This window comes from Neorhizobium huautlense (genome assembly GCF_002968575.1).
Classification (GTDB): domain Bacteria; phylum Pseudomonadota; class Alphaproteobacteria; order Rhizobiales; family Rhizobiaceae; genus Neorhizobium; species Neorhizobium huautlense.
In genome coordinates this window covers 12,907-39,738 of sequence record NZ_PVBM01000014.1, presented here as the reverse complement: position 1 = coordinate 39,738, position 26,832 = coordinate 12,907, and the positions used below count along the sequence as shown (strand labels likewise).

The 26,832-nt window shown below is 60.0% G+C and carries 19 protein-coding genes and 1 pseudogene; 19 read left to right on the top strand and 1 reads right to left on the bottom strand.

The genetic code is table 11. The features are described from left to right. Nucleotides 1–14: 14 nt before the first annotated feature. The 7 genes from C5L12_RS16275 to C5L12_RS16245 all read left to right on the top strand — a co-directional run bounded on the left by C5L12_RS16275 (nt 15) and on the right by C5L12_RS16245 (nt 6,830). Entirely contained in the window at nt 15–743 is a 729-nt protein-coding gene (locus C5L12_RS16275; protein ID WP_105373104.1) for a PIG-L deacetylase family protein, read from the top strand. Next, nucleotides 743–1,414, top strand: coding sequence for a 4-carboxy-4-hydroxy-2-oxoadipate aldolase/oxaloacetate decarboxylase (locus tag C5L12_RS16270; protein WP_205839349.1), 672 nt, complete (start codon nt 743–745; stop codon nt 1,412–1,414). Before C5L12_RS16275 ends, C5L12_RS16270 begins: the two co-directional genes overlap by 1 nt. A gap of 25 nt (nt 1,415–1,439) precedes the next feature. Next, complete coding sequence (locus C5L12_RS16265) at nt 1,440–2,495, top strand: 4-oxalomesaconate tautomerase (protein WP_105373102.1); 1,056 nt, start codon at nt 1,440–1,442, stop codon at nt 2,493–2,495. A gap of 16 nt (nt 2,496–2,511) precedes the next feature. Beyond that, complete coding sequence (locus C5L12_RS16260) at nt 2,512–3,384, top strand: NAD(P)-dependent oxidoreductase (protein WP_105373101.1); 873 nt, start codon at nt 2,512–2,514, stop codon at nt 3,382–3,384. Nucleotides 3,385–3,571: 187 nt separating this feature from the next. Further along, nucleotides 3,572–4,276 carry a GntR family transcriptional regulator gene (locus tag C5L12_RS16255; protein WP_105373100.1) on the top strand — a complete coding sequence of 235 codons (705 nt, stop codon included), beginning with the start codon at nt 3,572–3,574 and terminating at the stop codon, nt 4,274–4,276. A 128-nt stretch (nt 4,277–4,404) separates the two neighbouring features. Continuing rightward, a complete protein-coding gene (gene ligM, locus C5L12_RS16250; protein WP_105373099.1) occupies nt 4,405–5,817 on the top strand; it encodes a vanillate/3-O-methylgallate O-demethylase in 1,413 nt (470 codons plus the stop codon). An 89-nt stretch (nt 5,818–5,906) separates the two neighbouring features. Next, entirely contained in the window at nt 5,907–6,830 is a 924-nt protein-coding gene (locus C5L12_RS16245) for a methylenetetrahydrofolate reductase (protein WP_105373098.1), read from the top strand. 71 nt (nt 6,831–6,901) lie between these two features. Here the strand turns inward: C5L12_RS16245 and C5L12_RS16240 are convergent, their stop codons facing one another. After that, nucleotides 6,902–7,714: an MBL fold metallo-hydrolase gene (locus C5L12_RS16240; RefSeq protein WP_105373097.1), complete on the bottom strand. Its 813-nt coding sequence runs from the start codon at nt 7,712–7,714 to the stop codon at nt 6,902–6,904. Between the two features lie 191 nt (nt 7,715–7,905). Here C5L12_RS16240 and C5L12_RS16235 point away from each other — a divergent pair, with 191 nt between their 5' ends. From C5L12_RS16235 to pbpC, 12 genes and pseudogenes are all read left to right on the top strand, one after another. After that, nucleotides 7,906–8,994 carry an acyltransferase family protein gene (locus tag C5L12_RS16235; protein WP_105373096.1) on the top strand — a complete coding sequence of 363 codons (1,089 nt, stop codon included), beginning with the start codon at nt 7,906–7,908 and terminating at the stop codon, nt 8,992–8,994. A gap of 48 nt (nt 8,995–9,042) precedes the next feature. After that, entirely contained in the window at nt 9,043–9,621 is a 579-nt protein-coding gene (locus C5L12_RS16230; protein WP_105373095.1) for a DUF2239 family protein, read from the top strand. Nucleotides 9,622–9,766: 145 nt separating this feature from the next. Then, the gene (locus C5L12_RS16225; protein WP_105373094.1) at nt 9,767–10,570 is read left to right on the top strand and encodes an SDR family NAD(P)-dependent oxidoreductase; all 804 of its coding nucleotides are present in this window, start codon (nt 9,767–9,769) and stop codon (nt 10,568–10,570) included. A 289-nt stretch (nt 10,571–10,859) separates the two neighbouring features. After that, nucleotides 10,860–12,728 (top strand): TRAP transporter large permease subunit, encoded by a 1,869-nt coding sequence (locus C5L12_RS16220; protein WP_425350802.1) that lies wholly within the window; start codon nt 10,860–10,862, stop codon nt 12,726–12,728. 47 nt (nt 12,729–12,775) lie between these two features. Beyond that, nucleotides 12,776–13,795 (top strand): TRAP transporter substrate-binding protein, encoded by a 1,020-nt coding sequence (locus C5L12_RS16215; protein ID WP_105373093.1) that lies wholly within the window; start codon nt 12,776–12,778, stop codon nt 13,793–13,795. A 43-nt stretch (nt 13,796–13,838) separates the two neighbouring features. Then, nucleotides 13,839–14,708, top strand: coding sequence for an IclR family transcriptional regulator (locus tag C5L12_RS16210; RefSeq protein WP_245422935.1), 870 nt, complete (start codon nt 13,839–13,841; stop codon nt 14,706–14,708). 16 nt (nt 14,709–14,724) lie between these two features. Then, nucleotides 14,725–15,894 (top strand): acetyl-CoA acetyltransferase, encoded by a 1,170-nt coding sequence (locus tag C5L12_RS16205; protein ID WP_105373092.1) that lies wholly within the window; start codon nt 14,725–14,727, stop codon nt 15,892–15,894. Beyond that, nucleotides 15,891–17,534: pseudogene (locus C5L12_RS16200) on the top strand (acyl-CoA synthetase); the annotation flags it as partial. The gene C5L12_RS16205 and the pseudogene C5L12_RS16200, both read left to right, overlap by 4 nt. Before the next feature lie 381 nt (nt 17,535–17,915). Then, nucleotides 17,916–18,386, top strand: a complete 471-nt coding sequence (locus C5L12_RS29130; protein ID WP_342588636.1) for a PCC domain-containing protein — start codon at nt 17,916–17,918, stop codon at nt 18,384–18,386. 9 nt (nt 18,387–18,395) lie between these two features. After that, nucleotides 18,396–19,142 (top strand): SDR family NAD(P)-dependent oxidoreductase, encoded by a 747-nt coding sequence (locus C5L12_RS16195; protein ID WP_105373090.1) that lies wholly within the window; start codon nt 18,396–18,398, stop codon nt 19,140–19,142. A gap of 137 nt (nt 19,143–19,279) precedes the next feature. Further along, entirely contained in the window at nt 19,280–24,727 is a 5,448-nt protein-coding gene (locus C5L12_RS16190; protein WP_105373089.1) for an alpha-2-macroglobulin family protein, read from the top strand. 15 nt (nt 24,728–24,742) lie between these two features. Next, nucleotides 24,743–26,824, top strand: coding sequence for a penicillin-binding protein 1C (gene pbpC, locus C5L12_RS16185; RefSeq protein ID WP_105373088.1), 2,082 nt, complete (start codon nt 24,743–24,745; stop codon nt 26,822–26,824). The last annotated feature ends 8 nt before the right edge of the window (nt 26,825–26,832 follow it).

Sequence of the window (26,832 nt, the reverse complement as noted above, 5' to 3'; positions counted from 1 at the left end):
TCAAGAGGCATCCCATGGCAAAGACAGCATTGGTCATCAGCGCCCATTCGGCGGATTTCGTCTGGCGTTGCGGCGGCGCGATCGCGCTGCACGAGGAAAAGGGCTATGACGTTACGGTAGTCTGCCTGTCCTATGGCGAGCGCGGCGAAAGTGCCAAGCTCTGGAAAAACCCGGGCATGACGCTCGAAAAGGTGAAGACCGAGCGCCGCAGGGAAGCGGAAAACGCGGCAAAAGCGCTCGATGTTACCGACATCCAGTTTTTCGATCTCGGCGACTATCCACTGGTCGTCGATCAGGACGCCAAGTTCAAGCTGGTCGACGTGATCCGCAAGGTTCAGCCGGAATTCATGCTCTCTCATTCGAAATGGGACCCGTACAATACCGACCACATGTACGCGACACAGGTGGCACTTGACGCCCGCATGATTGCCCAGGCCTGGGGCCACAATCCCGGGGAAAAGGTTCTCGGCGCGCCGCAGCTTTACCTGTTCGAGCCGCACCAGACCGAACAGATGGAATGGAAACCGGATGTTTTCCTCGACATCTCGCCCGTCTGGGAAAAGAAGTGGGCGGCTATCCAGTGCATGGAGGGCCAGGAGCACCTGTGGCACTACTACAAGAACGTCGCGGAAAACCGCGGAAACCATTTCATGCGCAATTCGGGCGGGCAGTCCGGCGGGCGCAAGTCCACCCACGCCGAAGGCTTCCAGTCCGTCTTCCCCCGTACTGTGGATGAACTCTGATGTCGGTTGTCGTTCAGAACATCGAGCGTGCTGATCAGTCAGTCATCGACCGGCTGGCCGCCTGCGGCGTTGCCACGGTGCATGAAGCGCAGGGCCGCAAGGGCCTGCTCGCCAGCTATATCCGGCCGATCTTTCCGGGTGCACGCCTCGCGGCGAGTGCCGTCACTATCTCCGCACCTCCGGGCGACAACTGGATGCTGCATGTGGCGATCGAACAGTTGAAGGCCGGCGACATTCTGCTGCTCGCCCCGACCAGCCCCTGCGAGGACGGCTATTTCGGTGATCTCCTCGCCACGTCTGCGCAGGCGCGCGGTTGCAAGGGATTGATCATCGATGCGGGTGTTCGGGATGTGGCTGATCTGACGGAGATGAAATTTCCTGTCTGGTCGAAGGCGATCTTCGCCCAGGGCACAGTCAAGGAGACCCTCGGTTCTGTGAACGTACCGGTCGTATGCGCTGGCGCCTATGTTCGCCCGGGCGATGTGATCGTTGCCGATGATGATGGCGTTTGTGTCGTGCTGCGCGAGGAAGCTGAAGTGGTCGCAAAGAAGGCGGAAGCCCGTGTTGCGGCCGAAGATGGTAAACGCAAGCGGCTCGCGGCCGGCGAACTCGGCCTCGATATCTACGACATGCGCGGCCGGCTGGCTGAAAAGGGCCTGAAGTATATCTGAGCGCTGCAAAAGAGCGGAGGCGGTCATGAGTAAAACCGAAACCGGCGTCCGATGCATGTGGATGCGGGGTGGTACATCCAAAGGCGGATATTTTTTGGCCGAAGACCTGCCGGCCGACCGTGAGGATTTCCTGCTGCGCGTCATGGGGTCGCCCGATGCGCGCCAGATCGACGGTATGGGCGGAGCCAACCCGCTCACTTCCAAAGTGGCGGTCGTGAAGAAATCAGCGCGGGAGGGTGTCGACGTCGATTATCTGTTCCTGCAGGTCTTCGTTGATCAGGCGATCGTTACGGATGCGCAGAACTGCGGCAACATCCTCGCCGGTATAGGACCCTTCGCGATCGAGCGGGGATTGGTGCCGGTCCGAGGCGAAAAGACCGAGGTGTCGATCTTCATGGAAAATACCGGCCAGATCGCCATTGCGACGATCGAGACGCCCGGCGGCCGGGTGACTTACAAGGGCGAAGCCCGGATCGACGGCGTGCCGGGAACCTCCGCGCCGGTGCCGATCGTGTTCGCGGATACGGCCGGTTCTTCCTGCGGCGCGCTGCTGCCGACCGGAAATGCGGTCGATGTGATCGATGGCGTTGCCTGCACGCTTATCGACAACGGCATGCCCTGTGTGGTGATGCGGGCCGATGCCCTCGGTATCAAAGGCACGGAAAGCCCAAAGGAACTGGAGGTGAACCAGGAATTGCGAGCAAGGCTCGAGGCAATCCGGCTAAAAGCCGGACCGATGATGAATCTTGGTGATGTCGCAAAAAAATCGGTGCCGAAAATGACGATGGTTTCGGCACCGACGGCAGGCGGGGCTGTTTCCACACGCACTTTCATTCCGCACACCTGTCACGATGCAATCGGCGTGCTGGGCGCCGTCAGCGTTGCGACCGCCTGTCTTCTGCCGTCAGGCCCCGCATCGGAGCTCGCCGTGATACCCGGCGGCGATGAGAAGCTGCTGTCGATCGAGCATCCGACCGGCGAAATGAGCGTCATTGCCACGATCAAGGACGGCGAAGTCGATCGAGCCGCCGTATTGCGGACGGCACGCAAGCTTTTCGATGGCAGGGTCTTTGCGGAATGATCTGTGAGGCAGCAATATGAGGATCGCATTCCTGGGCTTTGGCGAAGCGGCGCGCGCTTTCCACGACAGTCTCGCTCCGACGCTCGAGCATGCCCAGTTCCGGGCCTATGATCTGCTGCTCGATCAAACCGAAAGCGTCGAGGAGATGCTTACGGCGATGACCAGCCGCAACGTTAAGCCCGCCGCGTCACCGGCGGAGCTTGCAGACGCGGAATGGATCTTCAGTGCCGTTACAGCCGATCAGAGCTTCGTTGCCGCGCAGTCTTTGGCGCCGCATCTCGGTCAAGGCGCACTGCTGATCGATATCAATTCCGTTTCGCCGGGCCGCAAGCGCGAGACCGCGGCGCTTATTCATGCGACGGGAGCCACCTATCTCGACATGGCAGTCATGGCGCCCGTGCATCCAAAAGGACATGCGACTCCGGTGCTGATTGCCGGCGCGGAGGCCGCAGATTTGTTGGAGCGTTTTCGCAGTCTCGGTTTCGAAGCGGATTTAGCTGGTGATGCGCCCGGAGCGGCGACTGCCATCAAGATGGTGCGGTCCGTGTTCGTCAAAGGGCTGGAGGCGATCACGGTCGAAGCTCTTCTCGCCGCCGAGGCATCCGGCTGTTTCGAAGAGATATTGGCATCCCTGTCCCGGAGTTTCCCTGGCCTCGACTGGTCCAAATTCCCAGACTACCAGTTCGAACGGACCACGCGGCATGGCCGCCGTCGTGCAGCTGAAATGAGGGAAAGCGGCGTGACGCTTGATGCCCTGGGCCTCAACGGCGGGCTTGCCCGGGAAATTGCCGCCGTGCAGGACGAGATGGCAGCAACCGGCCCAAAAACTGCGGGAAATCTCAGGCAGACAGTCGCGCGCGTTCTGGCTGCCCGCCGTCAGTCGAGATAGCGTACTCATCCTCCAGCCCCTGTCTCTGATCTGCCGGTGCTGGGCATGCACAGCCAGGCTGTATACATGGCGCTTGGCCAATTGATCAGATGTGGCTAAGATTTCGGGATCGAGGGGTGGGGCTGTGCCGACCTCGCCGCAGAGCACAGGTGCTGATTTGGAAGAAACTTCGAGAAACACTCATACGATGCGGGCTCTGATGGAGTTGCGCAAGAAGATATTGAGCGGCGATTATCCCGGAGGCACCCGGCTTTTCGAGGTTCCGCTTGCGGAGACACTGCAAATTTCCCGCACACCGGTTCGCGAGGTTATGTCGCGTCTTGCCGAGGAGGGTTTGCTTGATCGGCTCACGAACGGTGGCTTCGTCGTACGCAGCTTCACATACGCGGACGCCGTGGACGCCATTGAGCTGCGCGGCGTGCTGGAGGGAACGGCAGCGCGACTTGCCGCTGAGCGTGGGGTGCCTCAGACAGGAATCGATCAGCTTCATGAAATCCTGGCGCGTCTCGAGACATGTTTCGGGGATGGCCAGGACGACGTGAATTTGGAAGCCTATTCCGAGGCAAACGCGAAATTCCATGCGGCTCTAGTTGCCCTTTCCAACAGTTCTGTCATCCAGCGCGAAGTAGAGCGAGCGACGCGCCTGCCCTTCGCGTCGCCATCGGCATTCCTTTCCAGCCGAACGCATGTTGCGGCCTTCCGGCAGTCTCTGCATATCGCCCAGGACCAACATCGTTCTCTGGTCGCTGCGATCGTCGGGCGGGAGGGAGCGCGAGCGGAGTTTCTCGCGCGGGAACACGCGCGCATTGCCCGTAAAAACCTAGAATATGCAGTCTACGAAAATCCGGAGCTGCTGCTGACCGTCCCCGGCCTCGTTCTGCTCAACTCCTGACGCAGCACCACGTTTGCACTTCCGACGGTGCAGGCCGGAGGTCGCGCTGACCTCGAATATTTTCCCTTGAATTTCCTCCCAGATGGCGTCATGTATACATGAAACTTCAAGCCATAGGGAGGAATTCTATGACCAAAGCCAATCTCACCCAAGTTTTGAAGGATGCGGGTAACACAGTCACGCATCTTCGCAACTCCAAAACAGGGATCTATGTATACCCTGTGGTTGCTCCAGAATTCTCCAACTGGCGCTCCGAACAGGCTGCTTGGCGGCAGACGGCTGTTCTTTTCGACCAGTCCCATCACATGGACGAACTTGTCGTCGAAGGTCCCGATGCCGCTAGGTTCCTGGAGAGCCTCGCGATCAACAGCTTCGCCAATTTCGGTGTCGACCGCGCCAAGCACTACGTTCCGGTCACGCCGGCCGGTCATGTCATAGGTGACATGATCATCTTCCGCGAAACCGAGGAGAAGTTCGTTCTCGTCGGTCGCGCGCCGACCGCCAATTGGCTGCTCTACAATGCTTCTCTCGGCAAATATAACGTCAAGCTGACACACGATCCGCGATCTCCCTCCCGTCCGGACGGCAAAGAGGTTACCCGAATCCACTATAGGTTCCAGATCCAGGGACCGGACGCGCCGAAGGTCTTCGAAAAGATGAACGGCGGACCGATCCCGGAGATCAAGTTCTTCCACGTCGACTGGATCAATGTCGGCGGCCGCAAGGTTCAGGCTCTGCGCCACGGCATGGCCGGCGCTCCGGGTCTCGAAATATGGGGTCCCTATGCGGAGAAGGACGAAGTCCGCGCCGCCATCATCAAGGCAGCTGAAGAAGCCGGCGTCGACCTGCGCCCGGTCGGCAGCCGCGCCTACGCCACAAACACCCTGGAATCCGGCTGGATTCCGTCGCCGCTTCCGGCGATTTACACCGGTGATGAACTGCAAGGATATCGCGACTGGCTTTCTGCCCAAAGCTATGAAGCCAGCGGCTCGATCGGCGGCAGCTACGTTTCCGACAATATCGAAGACTATTACCTGAACCCCTACGAGCTGGGTTATGGCGTCTACGTCAAGTTCGACCACGACTTCGTCGGCCGCGCCGCCGTCGAAAAGCAGAAGGCAACCCCGCAGCGCCGCAAGGTCACCTTCGAATGGAATTCCGACGACGTCGTCAAAATAATTGCCTCGGCCTTCCAGCCGGGCGAACAGGCCAAGAAGTGGATCGACTTCCCACTCTCCAACTACGCCTCCTCGAGCTTCGACAAGGTTCTGAAGGACGGCAAGGTCGTCGGCCTGTCGATGTTCAACGGCTATAGCTACAACGAGCGTTCAATGCTGTCGCTCGGCGTCGTTGATGCTGACATCAAGGAAAACGATATCCTGACGCTCGTCTGGGGCGAGCCCGACGGCGGGACCTCCAAGACCTCTGTTGAGCAAGGCCACGGCCAGGCCGAGATCCGCGTTCGCGTCGCTGCAGTGCCCTACGCACAGGAAGCACGTGAAAATTACGCCGAAAGCTGGCGCACAAAGAAAGCCCTCTGATCTTCAGGCGTGCGAGAACATGGGTCTCGCACGCCGCTCCGTCCATCTTGGCCGGAGGTTCATTCGGATTAGACGGGGGAGGATCGATTATGGCACTTTTGAATCTTTTCAAGGGAAAGCAGGAGGAGAAATCCACCGAGCCGGCTGGCTTCAGGGATCTCATCACTGACTACTCCATCGAAGTCATGCCGCGCACAGCGGCTAAAATAGAAGACTTCAAGGTCCTTCTTCCAAAAGGCACGCGGGTCTATATCGCCCATATCGATGGCACGCCAATCGAAGATATGGTTTTAACGGCCAAGCGTCTGGCCAAGGACGGTTTTGCGGTGATGCCGCACTTCCCATCCCGCATCATTCCAAGTGTCGCAACGCTTGAAGATTGGATCAAGCGTTACAGAAACGAAGCCGGTGTCGATCAGGCGTTGTTGCTCGGGGGTGGGGTGACGACGCCGGCAGGCGATTTCGACAGCTCGATCCAGCTGATCGAATCCGGTCTATTCGATCGCTATGGCTTCAAACGCCTGCATGTCGCTGGCCATCCGGAAGGCAACAAGGACATAGATACCGGCGGCGGTACGAAGATCGTCGACGAAGCGCTGCAGTTCAAGCAGGCTTTTTCCCAGCGCACCGATGCGGAGATGGCAATCGTCACCCAGTTTGCTTTCGATGCCAAACCCGTGATCGCCTGGGCGGAGCGGATTGCTGCGGCCGGCATCAAGTTGCCGATCCATCTCGGCGTCGCCGGACCGACCAAGCTGCAGACATTGATCAAGTTTGCGGTCTCTTGCGGTGTGGGTGCCTCGTTGAGCGTGTTGCAGCGGCGAGCGATGGATCTCAGCAAGCTGCTGGTGCCATATGAGCCTACCGATTTTCTGACGGAGATCGCCCAATACAAAGCGGCTCATCCGGAAAGCCTGATCGACCGCATCCATGTCTTCCCGCTTGGTGGTATTCGTGCCGGCGCCGAATGGATGAATGAACAGATATCCGGGGAGCGCGCGATCACGCCGTGATGGCGTCAGTCGGGCAAGGCATCAATCGCAGATGTCGCAGACACGAGTGTTCTCGGCCGACAGATTGCCTATCACTGGTTGGGGTTCTTGATCCGATCGATATAGCGGCGCGCAGAGCGCGCCACGATATCCTGCCCGCCTTGTCGCACATTCTGGTGAGAGAAGGCGCCGTAGATTCGTTCGAAAGGCCATGGCGCCAATCGTTCGGCGACATCCGCTACCTCCGCGGCACTGAGCGGCAGCATGTTGGGGTAACTCCACATGAATGACACGTGATCTGCTCCCGGAGTTACCTGGACGATGTCTCCAGCAAGCAGCACGCCCTGCCCATCTTCGCCGGCCCAATGCAATACGGTACCGCCGGCGAAATGTCCTCCGCCATGAACAAGCGTGACGGCGGAGGAAAGGACGAGAGCATCCTCTTCCCATAGGCGGATGTAATCAGAGGAACGGCAGATCCATTCTTTATCCGCGGCGTGAAGATAAATAGGCGCGTCGAATGCGGCGGCCCAGTCCTGCATCGTCGTGTAGTAGTGAGGGTGCGAGATGGCAATTGCGCTCAGGCCGCCAAGCGCGTGGATAATTGCTTTAGTTGCTTCGTCAAGCAGAGCAATGCAATCCCAGAGCACGTTTCCGGCCGGCGTATGCAGAAGCAGCGCACGCTGGTTGATGGCGAAGGCCGGAACAGTCTGGATGGCCATCAATCCCGGCTCGAGTTGAAACCACGTATTCCGGTGTGCGAGAGCAAGTTTTTCCGGCGTCGTCCAAACCTGTCCGGAGGTCGGCACATATTGGCGCTCGTCGGCGCAGATCCGGCATGTTCTTGGTGGATGCTCGCCGTCATCGAAGGATGTGCCGCAGGCGGAGCAAACAAAGATCGTCATGGGAATCCTCCTCGATGTCCTGACCGAATCCGCTCGCAAGACAAGAGGAAACGCCATTCACGGCGGAAAGGGAAGACGTTGCGTGCGGGAAGATCTCACCGGTCAGATCTATTCATATTCTTTCCGATGGATTCACGGTTTTCAAAGGCTCATTCCATAAGATGCCGCAAATTATCCTGTGAGAGGTGTCGATGACGATTGGGAAGACGCCACGTATCCTTAACCTGGATCTGCTGCGCCTCATTTCGGCACTGATGGTGCTGTTGTTCCACTACGGATTCCGCATGCAGATTTCCGGGGAGGGCGGCGGCATCGGTTTTCCAGAGCTTGCGCCGCTGGCCATGTGGTTCGACACAGGCCTCCTGATCTTCTTCGCTATTTCCGGCTACGTCATCACGATGTCGGCAGAAGGACGTTCGGCTTACGAATTTGCGGTCGGGCGGGTGGCCAGGCTCTGGCCGACTTTTATCGTCTGCGCGACGATTACCGCCATCGTTCTGACAGCCATGCCGGTACCGTCCCTCCAGCCCCCGACGCTTGAGCAGTGGATGGCGCATGCCGTCATCCTGTCCAGAGCGCTCGGCCAGCCTTTCCTCGATGGTGCCTATTGGACGATTGCGTACGAGATCATCTTCTACGGCTGGATATTTCTGCTGATTGCAACAGGCCTTTTCGACCGCGGCTGGCGCATGCTCATCCTGCTGTGGCTTAGCATTTCCGCTTGCAATGAAATTGCAATCGGAAGCGGAGTCCTGCAAAAACTGCTGATTACAGAGTATTCTGGTTACTTTGCGTTCGGGTTGGTGCTCTACAAGACCCAGCGGCATCGTTCGGCTGGAAATCTTTGCGTCCTTGGCGTGGCCGTTATCTGGGCCATGTTCACGCCTTTCCTCACCGAATCGGATTTCGTCGAGACCTATGGCCTGAGCCGGCAGGTTGTCGGCCTAGCCATTATAGGTCCGGCAGCGCTTGCGGTCATGACCATTGCCGCGCTCTCGCCGTCACTGCGGATTGCTCCTGGCCTGGCTATGGGCTTGGGCGGACTGACCTACCCCCTTTATCTGCTCCATCAAAACATCGGCTACTCTGTCTTCGCCCATTTCGGCACGGAAGATGATCGTTGGATAGTCGGCGTCGCGTTGGTTGCGGTCCTCTTCCTCCTGTCATGGTTGATCGCCAGGGGGGTGGAACCGGCCGCTCGGCGGGTCATCATCCAATTCGCCCGGCGGATCGAGGATGGCGTCTCACGTCGGAGGCAGCGGGCAATCCAAGCCGATTGACCCTGCGATTTTACCCGGATAAATCATTTCCGAAATGAGGAGAAGCGGGTGAAGCTCAGTTGGACCGCCTTTCAGGGCGATAAACGCATCGCCGGCGGCTCGCCGGTCGAAGTCGTCACGGCATTGAAAGCCGAGGAAACAAGCGGAGTTCTGATCTTTGACGACGCTACTGGACGGCTCGTCGATCTCGACCTGCGTGGGGATGTCGAGGAGTGCCTTGCGCGCCTACCGATGGGTGACGAAAGTTCCGTTGAGCCGACGGAACGGCGGCCGGGGCGTCCGAAGCTTGGTGTCGTCGCTCGCGAAGTGACGCTGTTGCCGCGGCATTGGGAATGGCTTAACCGGCAACCGGGAGGTGCATCCGTCGCATTGCGGAAACTGGTCGAATCTGCGCGGGCTGCCGGTGAGCCCGACAATCGCAAGCGACAGGCTCAGGAGGCTGCCGATCGCTTCATGCAGGCGCTCGCTGGCGATCAGCCGGGCTACGAAGAGGCGGCTCGAGCGCTCTATGCAGGGCAGGCTGACCGGTTTGCCGATCTGGTCGCGCCATGGCCGAAGGATATCCGCGACCATGCCAGACATCTGGCCGAAGGTGCTTTCGCGACTTCGAGCCCTGCGCAAGAATAGCGATTGCGGCAAATGCTTCGGCAACTGGCTCAGCCAAGCGGGCACGTTTCTGCACATATCCTGTTCGGGATTGAACATGGACCGGCAGCTCCGACGTGCTTAAGTTGCGCCTCGCTGTCTGGAGGGCGAGCGGGAGGATTAACGCATGGATCGCATGAAGAACAAGATCGTCGTTGTGTTCGGCGCGGGGTCGGTAGGACCTGGCTTCGGAAACGGCAAGGCGGCGGCTGTTGCCTACGCTCGCGAAGGCGGAAGCGTCGTCTGTGTCGACGTCAACAGGGACGCTGCCGAGAATACTCTTGAGGTGATCGAGTCCGAGGGTGGCGTCGGTCTGGCGCTTGCCGCTGATGTGACCAAATCCGATGACATCGCTGCCGTAATCGAAAAGACCATGGAGCGGTTCGGTCGCATTGATGTGCTGCACAACAATGTCGGCATCAATCTTCCGGGCGGTGCCGCGGAGGCGACCGAGGAAAGCTGGCGGCGCGTGATCGACGTCAATCTGACCAGCGCTTTTCTGACCTGCAAGGCGGTCTTGCCGATTATGGAGCGGCAGGGAGGTGGTGCCATTATCAATATCTCGTCGCTCGCATCCATCAGGTGGACCGGCTATCGCTATGTTTCATATTATGCATCGAAGGCGGGCCTCAATCACTTCACACGGGCCATCGCGATCGAGTATGCCGCAAAAGGCATCCGCGCGAACACAATCCTTCCCGGGGTCATGGATACGCCCCACATCCAGAAGCAGATAAGTGGCTACTATGGTTCGGCGGAAGAAATGAAAGCCAAACGCGATGCTCTGGCACCTATGAAAAAGCAGGGAGACGGCTGGGACATTGCCTGGGCCTCCGTTTTCCTTGCCTCCGATGAGGCGAAATACATCACCGGCGTGGAATTGCCGGTAGACGGAGGTCTGCATGTCACGGTTTCCGGGAGCATCACCTGAGCCGATTCTTGTTCCATGATATGAACCAGAAAAGAAGATTTTTCCTTCTGTTCTGATTTTACGCTTGCCTAGTTGACGAAGCTCGCGCAGAGTTTGGGGAGTTCGGAGAGAACCAGTTCCAGAAAGTGGACTATTATTGAGGCTGGAGGAGCCTGAGACAGGGAGGAACGGCGACGCCGGTGAGGAGGCGTTGCGGTTTCAAATTCGCGGTGAGCCGCTTTCCCCGTCTGCTTTCGGCCTTCGCGTGCGCCTGTTCGGAGGAGGGGGAGTTGTGACGGCAGCGAACAACGTGATCGAGTCCATGGACGAGGCTTCGTTGCTTGCCGGCCTTGAAGGTGTAGCTCCACAGCAGCGCGGGTCGATCTGGATGCGTCCCGTGGAGTGGATCGCAGCCATGCTGCTTGTGGCGGTGATCGGCTTGCTTCTGACCGGGGTCGTTTCGCGCTATGTCTTTTCGCTGCCGATCGTCTGGATTGACGAGGTTGCCTCGATTTCCTTCCTCTGGCTCGCAATGCTCGGAGCCGCAATGGCGGTCGACCGCAACGAGCATCTGAGGCTTACCCTGTTCGTGGGCATGCTGCCCGGTAAACTGCAGGACCTGGCCCATACCCTGACGATGTTATTGATGGCGGTATTCCTCGCGGCCATGCTGCTGCCTGCCTACGAATATGCGATTGAAGAGTCCTTCATTACGTCCGCTGCGCTCAATATCCCGATGAGTTTTCGAGCCGCTGCCTTGCCTGTTGGTGTCGCCCTGATGCTGATCTTGGCGCTGGCCAAAGGGCTTAGAGGGTCAGGCGTCAGGCGCGTTGCCGGTAGTATCGTTCTGATCGCGGCAGTCACAGGTCTCCTGTGGCTCGTCGGGCCGGGTCTCAAGCAGATCGGCAACTGGAATATTCCAATCTTCCTGGTCGGCTTCGTGGGATTGTTTCTGGTGCTCGGCGTGCCGATAGCCTTCTGCTTCGGCCTCGGAACACTCGCCTTTCTCACCTTCACCACTTCGGTACCGGTTTTCGTGATGATCGGTCGCATCGATGAAGGCATGTCCAGCATAATCCTACTCTCGGTGCCGATCTTCGTCCTTCTCGGCTGCATCCTCGACGCGACAGGCATGGGCAAGGCGATCGTCGAATTCCTGGCCTCGCTGCTTGGGCATGTGCGCGCCGGCATGTCTTATGTGCTGCTCGGGTCGCTTTTTCTCGTTTCCGGTATTTCCGGTTCTAAAGTATCGGACATGGCGACGGTTGCGCCGGCGCTGTTTCCCGAAATGAAACGGCGCGGTCACAAGCCGCCGGAGATGATTGCGCTGCTCGCGACCGGGGCGGCCATGGCCGAGACCGTGCCTCCTTCGATCGTGTTGATCGTGTTGGGGTCAGCAGCCGGAGTTTCCATCGCGGGCCTGTTTACGTCCGGCTTTGCAATCGCCATGGTGCTGCTTCTGGTGTTGGCTGTCCTTGCCCGGTGGAAATCGCGGCATGAATCCATGGCCGGCGTGCGCCGGGCGCCGTTGCCGGTCGTCAAGAAAGCTCTTCTGGTCGCGGCGCCCGCCCTCGTGCTGCCTTTCCTGATCCGCACGGCGGTCGGTGAGGGCATTGCAACCGCTACCGAAGTTTCGACCATCGCCGTGCTTTACGCCATGATTATTGGCGTCCTGCTTTATGGCGGCATCAGCTATGGCCGGCTATATTCGATGCTGGTTGAGACCGCGGCACTTTCCGGTGCAATTTTGATGATCCTGGGCGCTGCTTCGGCCATGGCGTGGGCGCTGACGCAGACCGGTTTTGCCGCCCAGCTCGTTGATGCGGTGCAGGGACTGCCGGGCGGCTGGATGACCTTCATGGGCGTCACCATCCTCATCTTTCTGGTGCTCGGCTGCGTGCTCGAAGGGCTGCCGGCGATCGTGCTGATGGCACCGATCATGTTCCCCGTCGCTCGCTCGCTCGGCATCAACGACATTCACTATTCCATGGTGGTGGTGACGGCGATGAATATCGGTCTCATGACCCCTCCGATCGGCATCGGTTTCTACATCGCGTGTAAAATCGGCAATGTTTCGCCGGACGAAGCCATGAAGGCCATCTGGCCCTATATCGGCGCGCTGATGATCGGCCTTCTGGTGATCGCAGCTGTGCCCTATTTTTCCACCGCCTTTTTGTGAGAGGGCAGGAAACGCATAACCGGGAACTGAAGTCGGAGGAGGATTTCATGAACGTCAATCGCAGAACTATTCTTTTGGGCGCGGCCACGACTGGTCTCGCCACCACATTTTCGATCCGCACGCGGCCCGCGAATGCCGCCGAGTTCACCTACAAGTTCGCGAACAACCAGGCTTTGACCCACCCGATGAACATTCGCGCCAAGGAAGCGGTGGCGAAGATTCAGGAGGAGAGCGGCGGCCGCATGGCGATCAACATCTTCCCGTCCAGCCAGCTCGGTGCCGATACCGACATGCTGAGCCAGGTGCGTTCCGGCGGCGTCGAAATGTTCAGCCTGTCGCCGATCATTCTTTCGACGCTCGTCCCGAATGCGTCGCTGAACGGTGTAGGATTCGCGTTCCCCAGCTACGATCAGGTTTGGCCGGCGATGGACGGCGAGCTCGGCAAATACGTCCGCGGCGAGATCGAGAAGAAGGGCCTGCTGACGCTGGAGAAGATCTGGGACAACGGTTTCCGCCAGATCACTTCATCCAAGGGACCGATCGAGTCCCCGAAGAACCTCGAAGGGTTCAAGATTCGCGTGCCGGTCAGCCCGCTCTGGACCTCGATGTTCACCGCCTTTGGTTCGGCACCGGCATCGATTAACTTCGCAGAGACCTATACGGCCCTGCAGACCGGCATCGTCGATGGCCAGGAAAATCCGCTTGCCATCCTTGCGACTGCGAAGCTTTACGAAGTGCAGAAATATGTCTCGCTGACCAACCACATGTGGGATGGTTTCTGGATCCTGCTCAACCGCCGTTCGTGGCAAGCGTTGCCGGAAGATCTGCAGCAGATCGTCTCCAAGCACTTCAACGCGGCTGCCGAACTGCAGCGCAAGGACGTCATGGCCTTGAACGCTACTGTTCAGGCGGAACTGGAGAGCAAAGGCATGAAGTTCAACAAGCCGGATGGTGCTCTCTTCCAGGAAAAGCTGCGCAGCGCCAATTTCTACAAGGACTGGAAGGCCAAGTACGGCGACGAGGCCTGGGCGATCCTGGAGAAGGCTGTCGGCAAGACGCTGGGCTAGCAGGAAAACCAGGCGCCAATAGAGGCTCATGATGGAGCGGAACGTGGAAATTCCGGCGGTTCTGCGCGAGAGCGTGGCTTCGGGAACCGGCGCGCAAGCGGTGGAACGGGCTTTGCAACTACTTTCCATCGTCGGCCGCCGTGCGGAAAAGGGCATTGCCCTTGGCGATGTGGTTGCCGAAAGCGGATTGAACAAACCCACCGCCCGGCGATTGCTCATGGCGTTGATGCGGTCCCGCCTGGTGGAACAGGATGAGCTAACCCGCCGGTATTATCTCGGAGGGGAGCTCTACGTGCTCGGCATGCTGGCTTCGCGCCGGCATGGCCTGCTGGAAATGGCTGGCGAAAGCCTGAAGCGGCTTTCCGCCGCGTCAGGCGACACCAGTTTCGTTTCCATGCGGCGTGACGATTATGCCGTCTGCCTGCATCGCGAGGAAGGGACGTTTCCAGTCCGAACGCACGCCCTTCTTGCAGGCGATCAGAATCCGCTGGGCGTCGGTGCGGGGTCGCTTGCTATGCTCGCTGCTCTGCCGGATGCAGAAGTGGCGGCGATAATCGGCCGAATAGAAGGGGTCGTCGCGGCTCAGTATCCCGGCTATTCGCCGGAAATCATCGCCAAAGATATCGCCTGGACGCGCGAACGGGGCTATGCCTTGAACCCAGGAAGAGTGATCGCCAACTCCTGGGGAATAGGAATGGCAATCCTGCTGCCGGATGGCCGTCTTGCCGGTGCGCTGTCCATTGCGGCCATCGACAGCCGCATGAATGAAATGCGGCAGAAAGAACTGATGGCACTGCTGCGCAAGGAGGTGGAGCGAGTCCAAGGCAAGCTGAAGGCGCTTTTCGGCGGCGAAAAAGCGCCCATTCCAAAGCCGCAGCTGGCGGCGCGCACACGGGCGCCAGAACGGGTCTGAAACAAGGGAGAAGGTCATGGCAGGAGCACAGATCGTCGGTTGGGCTCATTCGAAATTCGGCAAGTCCGAAGCCGGATCGACCAGGGAGCTGATGGCCGAGGTGATCAATCCGGCGCTCGAACACGCGGGGATCACGGCAAGGGACGTCGACGGGATCTTCGTCGGGGTGTTCAACAACGGCTTTTCCAAGCAGGATTTTCAAGGCGCTCTCGTCGCGATGGCTGCCGACGGATTGGACCACGTGCCTGCGGTGCGGATGGAGAACGCCTGTGCAACGGGTTCGGCGGCCCTTTATTCAGCGCTCGATTTTATCGCCTCCGGCCGAGGCAAGATCGCCCTCGTCGTGGGCGCGGAGAAAATGACGGCGCTCCCGACAAAGGAAACGGGCGATATATTGCTTTCCGCTTCCTATCGCGAAGAGGAGGCGGATGTCGAAGGGGGGTTTGCCGGCCTCTTCGGACGCATCGCCAGCCACTATTTTCAGCGCTACGGTGACCGTTCAGAAGAGCTGGCGATGATCGCCGCGAAGAACCATGCAAACGGCGTGAAGAACCCTTATGCCCATATGCAGAAGGACTTCGGCTTCGATTTCTGCAACACCGTGTCGGACAAGAATCCTTACGTAGCAGCGCCGCTGCGCCGTACCGATTGTTCGCTGGTATCGGATGGAGCAGCCGCATTGGTCATCGCGACACCCGAAGTTGCCGCCGGCATGAAACGGGCTGTCGCCTTCAAGGCGCGCAACCATGCCAACGACATCCTCGCCATGTCGCGGCGCGATCCGATCGCCTTCGAGGGAGCGCGCAGGGCCTGGCAGAAATCGCTTGGTGAGGCGGGTGTGTCGCTCGATGATCTAGATTTCGTCGAAACGCACGACTGCTTCACGATCGCAGAACTCATCGAATATGAAGCCATGGGACTTGCGGCACCCGGAGAGGGTTATCGCGTTATTCGTGAAGGCATTACCCGCAAGGATGGCCGTTTGCCGGTAAATCCATCGGGCGGGCTCAAATCCAAGGGGCATCCGATCGGCGCCACTGGCGTCTCCATGCATGTGATGGCGGCAATGCAACTCTGTGACGACGCAGGCGAGATGCAGATTCCGAACGCCACCCTTGCCGGGGTTTTCAATATGGGCGGTGCGGCTGTCGCCAACTACGTCTCCATTCTGGAGCGGACGAAATGAATGCCGTCACTTCGGTGTCTGCCAGTAATCCTGCCGAGCCGAAGGGAGGGCTTGTGCCCTGCTCGACACGAGTCATGAATCTCGCGCATTTCGTGACGCAGGCCAGGCGCCGCGATCCCCGGGGGGTGGCACTCGTCTGGGCGGAGAAGACCTGGACATGGGAGGAATTCGAGACGCGTATCGACGCCATGGCCGCTGCCTTGCAACAGCGCTTTGGGGTCTCCAAGGGTGACCGCATCCTGGTTCAGTCGCAGAACTGCAACCAGATGTTCGAATCCATGTTCGCCTGTTTCCGGATTGGCGCTGTCTGGGTGCCGACCAATTTTCGGCAGACCCCGGAAGAAGTGGCCTATCTCGCTAAGGCCAGCGGCGCCAAGGGCATGATCTGCAACGCCTCCTTTCCCGATCACGCACGCGTGTCGCGCGAGGCGAGCGCCGAGATCGGTTTCGTGATCGCCATTGGCGAAACGGAATTCGGTCCCTCATACGACGAAATTGCCGAAGAATTTCGTGGACGGGCGGCTCGCGAGGAGTGGGTCGATAGAGATGATCCTTGCTGGTTCTTCTTCACCTCGGGTACGACGGGGCGGCCCAAGGCGGCGGTGTTGACCCATGGCCAGATGAATTTCGTGGTTAATAACCATCTCTGCGACCTGATGCCGGGCGTTACTTCCGCCGATGCGGCTTTGGTCGTCGCGCCGCTGTCGCATGGGGCCGGCGTGCACCAGTTGACCCAGGTTGCGCATGGGGCGAAGACGATCCTGTTGCCGACCGAAAAGTTCGACATCGATGGGGCATGGGCGCTGATCGAGAAATGGCGCGTCTCGACTATGTTCACCGTGCCGACGATCCTCAAGCTCCTGGTCGAGCACCCGGCGGCGGAGAAATACGATCACTCCTCGCTGCGGTATGTGATTTATGCGGGTGCGCCGATGTACCGCGAGGATCAGAAACGGGCGCTGAAGAGCCTGGGATCCGTCATCGTGCAGTATTTCGGTCTCGGTGAGGTAACGGGCGCGATCACCGTTCTGCCGCCGGCTCTTCATTCGGCGGAAGACGGGGAAGGCGTGAAGATCGGGACCTGCGGTATGGAACGTACCGGCATGCAGGTGTCGATCCAGAATGATACAGGTGAAGAGGTCCCGCCCTTCGAGACTGGGGAAATCTGCGTCGTCGGACCGGCGGTCTTTGCCGGATACTACGATAATCCAGAAGCGAACGAAAAAGCGTTCCGCAACGGTTGGTTTCGAACGGGCGACCTTGGCCACATGGACGACCAAGGCTTTCTCTATATCACCGGGCGTGCATCCGACATGTACATATCCGGCGGCTCGAACGTCTATCCCCGCGAGATCGAGGAGAAGCTGCTCACCCATCCTGCGATCAGCGAAGTGGCGGTGCTGGGCGTGCCGGACCCGCTTTGGGGGGAGGTGGGTTATGCGGTCTGCGTCGTAAAGCCCGGCACGACCGTTACAGAAGCAGAGATGCTTGCATTCATCGATGGCAAGATGTCTCGCTACAAGATCCCGAAACGCTTCATCTTCTGGGATGCGCTGCCGAAATCCGCCTATGGCAAGATCACCAAGAAGATGATCCGCGAAGAGCTTCAGGCGAGAGGCGAGCTTGATCACAAGCCGGCTCATGAAAAACCGGTGCTGCGTCAGCTCAAACATCCGGGACCTGTAGCGCGAATCCGGCATCAGGCGGTGCGGACTGAATTGAGGCCTGTCGAAGGCGAGCTGCGACCGGGCGAAGTCTTTCTCGCCGGCGTAGCGCGTGTTTTTGCAGATGCGGGCTGCAAAGGCGGTTACGTCAATATCGAAGGCGGAGCCTGCGACCCGTTCAGCTACGTGCTTCCGGCCTTTTCCCCGGACGAGGACCATGCCGCCTGGTACAGCGCGACTTTTGCGCCGTCGGCGGGCGGCAGATTCGAGAAGGCCACCGCCATATTCGGCGAACGCGATGGTGTGCCCTTCCTTCATTGCCACGGTATCTGGGACACAGGCGAGAACAGGCTTCGAATGGGCCATGTCCTGCCGTTCGACAGCGTGGTGAGTGAGCCGGTCACGGTCAAGGGCTACGGCAGCGCAACCGCTACCTTCGATTCGATCCCCGACCCAGAAACAAATTTCACCCTGTTTTCCGCCAAGGGCGAAAGCGGGTCAGGCAATGGCATGCTGCTGCTGGTGCGGCCGAACGAAGATATCGCAACGGTAATCGAGGACGTGTGTCATCAGCACGGGATTGAAAGCGGGAGGATCTTCGGCATCGGCAGCATCAATGAGCCGGTGTTCGAGGATGGGCGACGAGTTGCCTGCCTGGCGACCGAGATCGCTATCGAGACGGGGCTGTTGGAACAGACAGCCGAGGGGCCGCGCGCAACGCTGGATGCGGCGGTCGTCGATACGGACGGCGTCATCTACCACGGGCGGCTTGCGCGCGGCGACAACCCCGTCGGCGTCACTTTCGAACTGGTCATTGTCGGAAACTAGGAGAATGGGATGCGAAGCGTCGTCGTTACGGGTGCGGGATCGGGTATCGGCCTTTCGACGACGGAGCTTCTGATTGACGGCGGCTGGCATGTGGTTGCAGCCGACCGGGATGCCTCGGCCCTCGCGCGTCTGGGCGAGCGGCTTAGCAATCGTCACGCGATCACGCTTGCGCCGCTTGATGTGACGGACGAAGCGGCGGTCGCGCAGTTGGCCGACCGATGCCGAACGCTCAATGCGCCGCTGGCCGCGCTCGTCAATAGCGCAGGTATTGCCGCCAATGCGCGTTTTGCCGATACGACGACCGACATGCTGCGGAAGATCTATGAGATCAACGTTATCGGCGCCTTTGCGCTATCGCAGGCGCTGGCCCCGGTTCTCAGGGAGAATGGCGGCGGTTCGATTGTCCATATTGCCTCGGTTTCCGGGATAAAGGGCAATCTCGGTCGCTCGGCTTATGGCGCTTCCAAGGGCGCGTTGATCACGCTGACGAAGATCATGGCCGTTGAACTCGCTGACGACCTGATCCGCGTCAACGCGATCGCACCCGGGCCGATAGAAACCCCGATGGTCAAGAAAAACCATACTGCGGTGACACGGGAGGAATGGCAGCGCACGGTTCCATTGCGTCGTTATGGTCAACCGGAGGAGATTGCATCGGCTATTGCCTTCCTCGTTGACGGCGAACAGTCCTCCTATGTGACCGGCCAGATCCTGGCCGTAGATGGTGGTTTTACGGCAGCCGGACTGATGGCCTGATCCGATCCGGCACAGTTTTCCTGTATGACAATATCTTCATGAAAAGGGGTGCGTGAACCGCCTTAGTTTCGTTTGACAAGTTCCCGCACACATCGGAAAACTGGCGCATTCAACGACAGCCATTGGGGGGACGGTTCATGTCCAGGCGCGCGTTTTTCGGCTTTTCCGCTCTTCTCTTTTCCGCATTCGCTCTCGCCTTGCCGTTGACGGCTGCGGAGCGGCGTATCGAGAGCACACCGGATAGCGACTATCTTGGTTTCGATCTCAGAACCGTGAAGAACGTCAGCCAGCCGCAATGCGAGGCGGCGTGCATCGGCGACAATGCATGCAAAGCCTTCACCTATAACGTCAATGCCAAGTGGTGTTTCCTGAAGACGGACTACGGCCAGCTCAATCCCTTTCCCGGCGCCGTGGCGGGCAAGATCGTTGACGTCGCCACGGAGCCGGACATAGGCGCACCACAAAAGCTCTCTTTCCTGTCCGAGGACCTGCTGCAGCAGGCCAGGGAGCAGAAAGAGGGCCTGACGCTCGGGGATAACCAGCAGGGTTATGGTGTCGAAAACCTGAAGACGATCGCCCAGGCGGAACTCCTCCGCGGCAATGTCGATACCGCGATCTACAATCTCAAAGGTGCGCTTACGTTGACCCCCGATAATGGTGCGCTCTGGATCGAGCTGGCGCGTGCTGCCGGCACCGCAAGGGACAATAGCACCGCCGATAGCGAAGGTACCCTTGCTGCGATCAACGGCTACCAGCTGTCCCGCACGGCCCAAAGCCGCGCGGATGCACTGGCGGTTCTTGGAGCAGCGCTTACCAAGCAGCAGAATTACCGCTCTGCACTGAATGCCTATAAAGCGAGCCTCGCGTTGGTGAAGGCCCGTACCGTGCAGACGGCCTACAACGACCTTCGCGAGCGCCAGGGTTTCCGCGTGACGGGTAATACGGTCGATGCGGACAGCGCCAATCCGCGCGCCTGCGTGCAATTTTCCGAGCCACTGGTGAAAGCCGGTGTCGATTACGCTCCGTTCGTGGTGCTAAACGGCCAGGCGCCGAAGGCTATGGAAGCCAAGGACAACCAGATCTGCGTCGAAGGTCTGACGCACGGCCAGCGATACAAGCTATCGCTCCGCCGCGGCCTCCCGTCATCGGTCGACGAGCCGCTCGTCGCCCAGATCGATCTTGATCTCTACGTCAAGGACCGCTCAGCGACGGTACGCTTCACCGGTGACAGTTTCGTCCTGCCTTCGACGGCCCGTCGCGGTATTCCGATCGTTTCGGTCAATACGGAAAAGGCGGACCTGAAGCTCTACCGGATAGGCGACCGGAATATCGCCTCGCTTCTCGCCAATTCGCAGTTTCTCACCCAGATGGACGGCTACAATGCCGGCCAGATCGAGCAGCAAAGCGGCGAGCTCGTCTGGCAGGGAACGATCGATATTGGCACCGAACTCAACAAGGATGTGGTGACGAGCTTTCCGGTCGATGAAGCGTTGCCCGCCCGGAAGCCGGGCGTCTATGTGCTGACGGCGGCCGCTTCCAATACGGTCTCGCAGGAATGGGACAGCAAAGCGACGCAATGGTTCGTCGTTTCCGATATCGGCCTTACCACCTATGCCGGTACGGACGGCCTGCATGTCTTCGCCCGCTCGCTTGGTTCCGCCAAGCCGATCAGCGGCGTCGATCTTCAGCTTCTTGCCAAGAACAATGAAATCCTTGGCACCGCGAAGACGGATGCGGATGGCCGCGCGGTTTTCACTGCCGGCTTGATGCGCGGCACCGCAGGCATGGTGCCGGCGGTCCTGACGGCACTGAACAGCGGCCAGGATTTCGTCTTCCTCGATATGACCCGCGCCGGTTTTGATCTCTCGGACCGGGGCGTCACAGGCCGCCCGGCGCCGGGTGCCATCGATATCCTGCCTTGGACGGAACGGGGCATCTACCGCCCCGGCGAAACGGTTTACGCGAGTACCCTCGCCCGCGATGTCGATGCATCGGCCATCGAAAATCTACCGCTCACCTTTGTCTTCCTGCGTCCGGACGGCGTCGAGGATCGGCGGATGGTCAGCAATGGTTTGCTCGGCGGCTATGCCGTGAGCCTGCCGCTGCAGCAGACGTCCATGCGTGGCACCTGGACGATGCAGATCTTCACGGACCCGAAGGGCTCCGCAATCGGCGAAAAGACGTTCCTCGTCGATGACTTCGTGCCTGACCGCATCGAGTTCGAGATGGCGAGCGATGCGAAGGAGATCGAAGCGGGCAAGCCGGCGTCAATCAACGTCGACGGGCGCTTCCTTTATGGTGCACCCGCAGCCGGTCTCAATCTGGAAGGTGAGATTGCACTGAAGCCTACCCGGGAAAATTCGGCGTTTCCCGGCTATCAATTCGGATTGGCGGATGAAGAGGAAACCGAGACGGTAAGGATACCGCTCGATGAGCTGGAGCCGACCGACGAGGAAGGCAAGGCGACCATCGAAGCGCTGGTGAGCGAAATCCCATCGACCACGCAGCTTGTCAACGCAGATATTGTCGTGCGGATGCAGGAGGCAGGTGGCCGGGCCGTCGAGCGCACGATGACCTTACCTGTCAAGTCAGAGGGCTCTCGTATCGGGATCAAGCCGGAGTTTAGCGGAGATCTGACAGAAAATTCGGTCGGCAATTTCACGGTCATCGTCGTGGGCGCCGACGGCAATAAGCAGGTGATGCGCGGCCTTTCGTGGAAGCTCATCAAGGTCGACCGCGACTACCAATGGTATCGCGACGGGTCTTCCTGGCGTTTCGAGCCGGTAACGCGCACGAGCCAGATTGCCGATGGTGCCGTCAACGTCACCGCCGATGGCGGCCGGATCTCCGTCCCGGTCGGCTGGGGACGTTACAGGCTCGAGGTCGAGACTGCCGATGTCGGCGGACCCGCGTCGAGCGTGGAATTCGACGCCGGCTGGTTCGTGACCGCGACCTCGACCGAAACGCCGGATGCACTGGAAATCGCTCTCGACAAGCCGAGCTACAAAATCGGCGACACTGCGAAGCTCAAAGTCTCCTCGCGTTATGCCGGAGAACTGATGCTGACGGCAGGCTCTGAAGAGCTGATCACCGTGCAGGCGGCGAGCATGGGCGAGCAGGGCGGTGAGGTGGAAATTCCCGTCACGGCGGCTTGGGGCGCCGGCGCCTATGTAACAGCTACGCTCTATCGTCCGGGCGAGGCACAGCAAAGCCGGATGCCGATGCGCGCGATCGGTATCACATGGTTGAAGGTCGATCCGGAAAATCGGGACCTGCAGGTCTCGGTTGATGCGCCTGAAAAGACGCTGCCGCGTCAGCCGCTCGATATTTCCGTGCAGGTAGCCGGAGCCGGGGCAAATGAAAACGCCTATGTAACGGTCGCCGCGGTCGATGTCGGTATCCTCAACCTGACGCGCTACGAGCCGCCGGCACCGGACGACTGGTATTTCGGCCAGCGCCGCCTCGGGATTGAGATTCGCGACATATACGGCCGGCTTATCGACGGCTCGCTCGGCGCCACCGGCCGCCTGCGCACCGGCGGTGATGGCGGCAGCATTGCCCTGCAGGCGAGCCCGCCAAAGGAGAAGCTGGTGGCCTTTTTCTCAGGCCCCGTAAAACTCGACGCCGAGGGCAAAGCAAAAGTTTCCTTCGATATTCCGCAGTTCAACGGCACCGCCCGCATAATGGCGGTCGCCTGGTCGAAATTGGGGGTCGGACATGGCGTCAAGGATGTGATCATCCGCGACCCGATCGTGGTAACCGCAAGCATGCCGCGTTTCCTCGCCCCTGGAGATCAGGGCAATCTGCGTCTCGATATCGCCAACACGGATGCGCCGGCCGGCGACTATCAGCTTACTGTCATGACGACCGATCCGGTCTCAGTCGGGCAGAACGGGAGCAAGAACCTAAAGCTCGCAGCAGGCGGAAAGGCAAATCTCACAATCCCGCTTTCCGGTATCGAACCGGGCAATGGTGAGGTCTATGTGCGTCTGGCGAGCGTTTCAGGACCTTCCGTGTATCAGCAGCTTGATATCCCGGTGCGGCCGGCGTCGATGCCCATTACGGAGCGTCGGCTTGTTGAGCTTCGGCCCGGGGCGAGCCTCACAGTTGATTCCAACTTGCTTGCGGACAGTGTCCTGCCCGGGGGCTCCGTCAGTGTGAATGTCAGCCGGTCGAACGCCTTCGACATTCCGGCGCTGCTGATGGGCCTCAGCCGTTATCCATACGGCTGCGCCGAACAGACCACGAGCCGCGCGCTTCCGCTTCTTTATCTCAGCGAAATGGCGGTGCAGAACGGGTTGGCCGACAATGCGGATATCAAGAAGCGGGTGCAGGACGCCATCTATCGCGTGCTTTCGTACCAGTCCTCGGCCGGCAGTTTCGGCCTCTGGGCTCCGGGCGGCGGCGATTTGTGGCTCGATTCCTATGTGACGGACTTCCTCTCTCGTGCCCGAGAGCAAGGTTACGACGTTCCGGAAAAGACGTTGGTTCAGGCGTTGGAGAACCTGCAGAATACGCTCGGCTATACCAACAACATCAAGGACCAGGGCAACGAAATCGCCTATGCGCTCTACGTGCTCGCGCGAAACCGGAAAGCCGCGATCAGCGATCTGCGCTACTACGCGGACACGGCGCTCAATGACTTCCCGACGCCTCTCGCCAAGGCCCATATTGCTGCGGCGCTGGCGCTTTATGGGGATGCCCAGCGCTCAAAGAGCATTTTTGCAGATTCCCTGCAGATGTCGGAACAGGCGCAAATCCACAAGGTGAGCCTGGCTCGCTCCGACTACGGTTCGTCGTTGCGGGACGGCGCTGCGGTCCTGGCACTGGCCGCCGAGAGCAAACCCGTGCCGCCGATCGTCCCGGCGCTGGCGAACATCGTTGCCAAGGAATGGGCTTCCAAGAAATATACCAGCACTCAGGAACAGACCTGGATGCTGCTCGCCGCCCGTGCTCTGCAGAACGGCGACGACAGCCTGCGGCTTAACGTCAATGGCGCTTCTCACCGCGGGACGCTGATGTCGCAGATGACGGGTGACGCGCTGATCGACCATCCGGTAACGATCAGGAACGACAGCGGCGAAACGCTTTCGGCGGCGATAACCACGGTTGCGGCGCCCGCCCAGCCGCTTCCTGCCGGTGGAGAAGGCTTCGAAATCTCCCGAACCTATTACAATATGGATGGCGAGGAAGTGAACGTCAGCGAGGCGCAGCAGAATGAACGTTACGTGGCGGTGCTGACCATCACCGAGACGAACGAGTGGCCGTCGCGCATCGTCGTGACCGATCTGCTGCCGGCCGGTTTTGAGATCGACAATCCGAGCGTCGTCAACAGCGCCAACCTTTCGAATTTCGATTGGCTGGAGGAGGTTCAGGCTGCGCATACGGAGTTCCGCAACGACCGTTTCGTTGCCGCATTCGATCGCAGCGCCGGCGACAATCGCCAGATCACGCTCGCCTATGTCGTGCGCGCCGTGACACCGGGCGTTTATGACCATCCGGCGGCGCAGGTCGAAGATATGTACCGGCCGCAGTTCTCGGCGCGGACTGCAACCGGCAAGATGGAGGTGCTCGCCGCGCAATAGCGGCGGCTCGATCCCATGAAACGCAGCTGGAAGCTCTCGATCGGCATCGGTGCCGGCCTGGTCCTCCTGGCCGGGCTGGTCGCCGGTCTTGATGCCGCCGACCGGGCCTTCCCACCGCCGCTTGAAAAGGCGCAGGTCGTCTCGACCGAAGTGCTGGACGCGGATGGTGTGCTGTTGCGGGCCTTTGCCACGCCGGAAGGTCGCTGGCGACTGAAGACCGCAGCGGAGGACGTCGATCCTCGGTTTATCAAAATGCTGGTTGCCTATGAAGATCAGCGTTTCTACGACCATGCAGGCGTCGACCCTCTGGCTCTCGGCCGGGCGGCGCTGCAATTCATCACGAACGGCCGCATCGTTTCCGGAGCCTCCACGCTTTCCATGCAGGTGGCTCGGCTGATAGAGCCGCGCGAAACCCGTTCCTTTTCTGCAAAGCTCCTTCAGCTTGTCCGTGCCCTGCAAATAGAGCGGCGCTTGAGCAAGCAGGAAATTCTCGAAATCTACCTGACCCATGCACCTTATGGCGGCAACCTGGAAGGGGTTCGTGCTGCGAGCCTCGCCTATTTCGGCAAGGAGCCGCGCCGATTGACGGTGGCGGAAGCAGCCCTGCTCGTGGCCCTGCCGCAATCGCCTGAAGGCCGGCGTCCGGATCGGCATGCCCGAAGCGCGAAGGCAGCGCGTGAGCGGGTGCTGGTGAGGTCGGCCGTCGCGGACTTGACGGGCGAGGGCGAGGCGGAGCGTGCCCTAAGCGAGGCAATCCCGCTGCGGCGGCTGCAATTGCCGGCCTATGCCGCGCATCTTTCCGAAGCGGCTACTCGAAAGCGACCGGATATCAAACAGCACAAGACGACGCTCAGACGCGGCATCCAGCAGGGACTGGAACAAGTCGCCCGCGAGGCGACATCCAGGCTCAGCCCCCGGGTTTCGCTCGCGATGGTCATGGCGGATGTGACGACCGGTGCAATCGTCGGCGAGGTGGGTTCCGCGGACTATTTCGATGCGAGCCGTTCAGGCTGGATCGATATGACGCGGGTTCTGCGCTCGCCTGGCTCGACCCTAAAACCATTCATCTACGGACTAGCCTTCGAGCAGGGGATCGTCTCCCAGGAGACGATCATTGAAGATCGGCCGGCGGATTTCTTCGGCTACCGGCCGAAAAATTTCGACATGAGCTACCAGGGCGACGTCAGCATACGGCAGGCACTTCAATTGTCGCTCAATGTGCCTGCCGTGCGTCTGCTCGATGCGGTCGGGCCGTCACGGCTGATGATCCGTTTCCGGCGAGCCGATATACGGCCGGTCCTGCCACCAAATGAGGCACCCGGTCTGGCAATCGGGCTTGGCGGCGTCGGCATCACGCTCAAGGATCTCGTGCAGGCTTATGCCGCGCTGGCAAATCAGGGACAGCCCGTCTTGCTCGGAAATGGGGTCGATCGGGCGCCGGGTCTCATTGAGGGCGAGCCATTGCTCGAGCCGCAGGCTGTCTGGCACGTCGCAGATATTCTGTCGGACGTTCTGCCGCCGCAGGGGAGCCCGAGACTCGGCATCGCCTATAAGACCGGCACGAGCTACGGCTATCGTGATGCATGGTCCGTTGGCTATGACGGTCGTTATGTGCTCGGAGTCTGGGTCGGTCGGCCGGACAATGGAGCGGTGCCGGGCATTGCCGGCTATCAGACCGCTGCACCGATCCTCTTCGAAGCCTTTTCCAAATCAGGCGTTCCGATCGCGCCCTTGCCGCCGGCTCCTGCTGGTGTCGTGCGGCTTGCGCAGGCCGATCTTCCGATCAGCCACCGACGCTTTTCGATGACGGCGGCCGGCCTCATCTCGGCCTCGACTCGAGAGCCGCCGCCGCAGATCGTCTATCCCCCCGAAGGGGCAAGGGTCGATCTTGGCGCTCGGTCCGGGCAAATCTCGCCGCTGGCACTGAAACTGCAGGGCGGGCGGGCGCCCTTCCGCTGGCTGGCCAATGGAAGACCGCTCACCGAATTGTCGCGTCGGCGAACCAATCAATGGATGCCAGAAGGGGCAGGCTTTTCGACACTGACGGTGATTGATGCCGTGGGAAGAGCCGCGAGCGTCAGGGTATTCGTGGAGTGAAAGCTGTG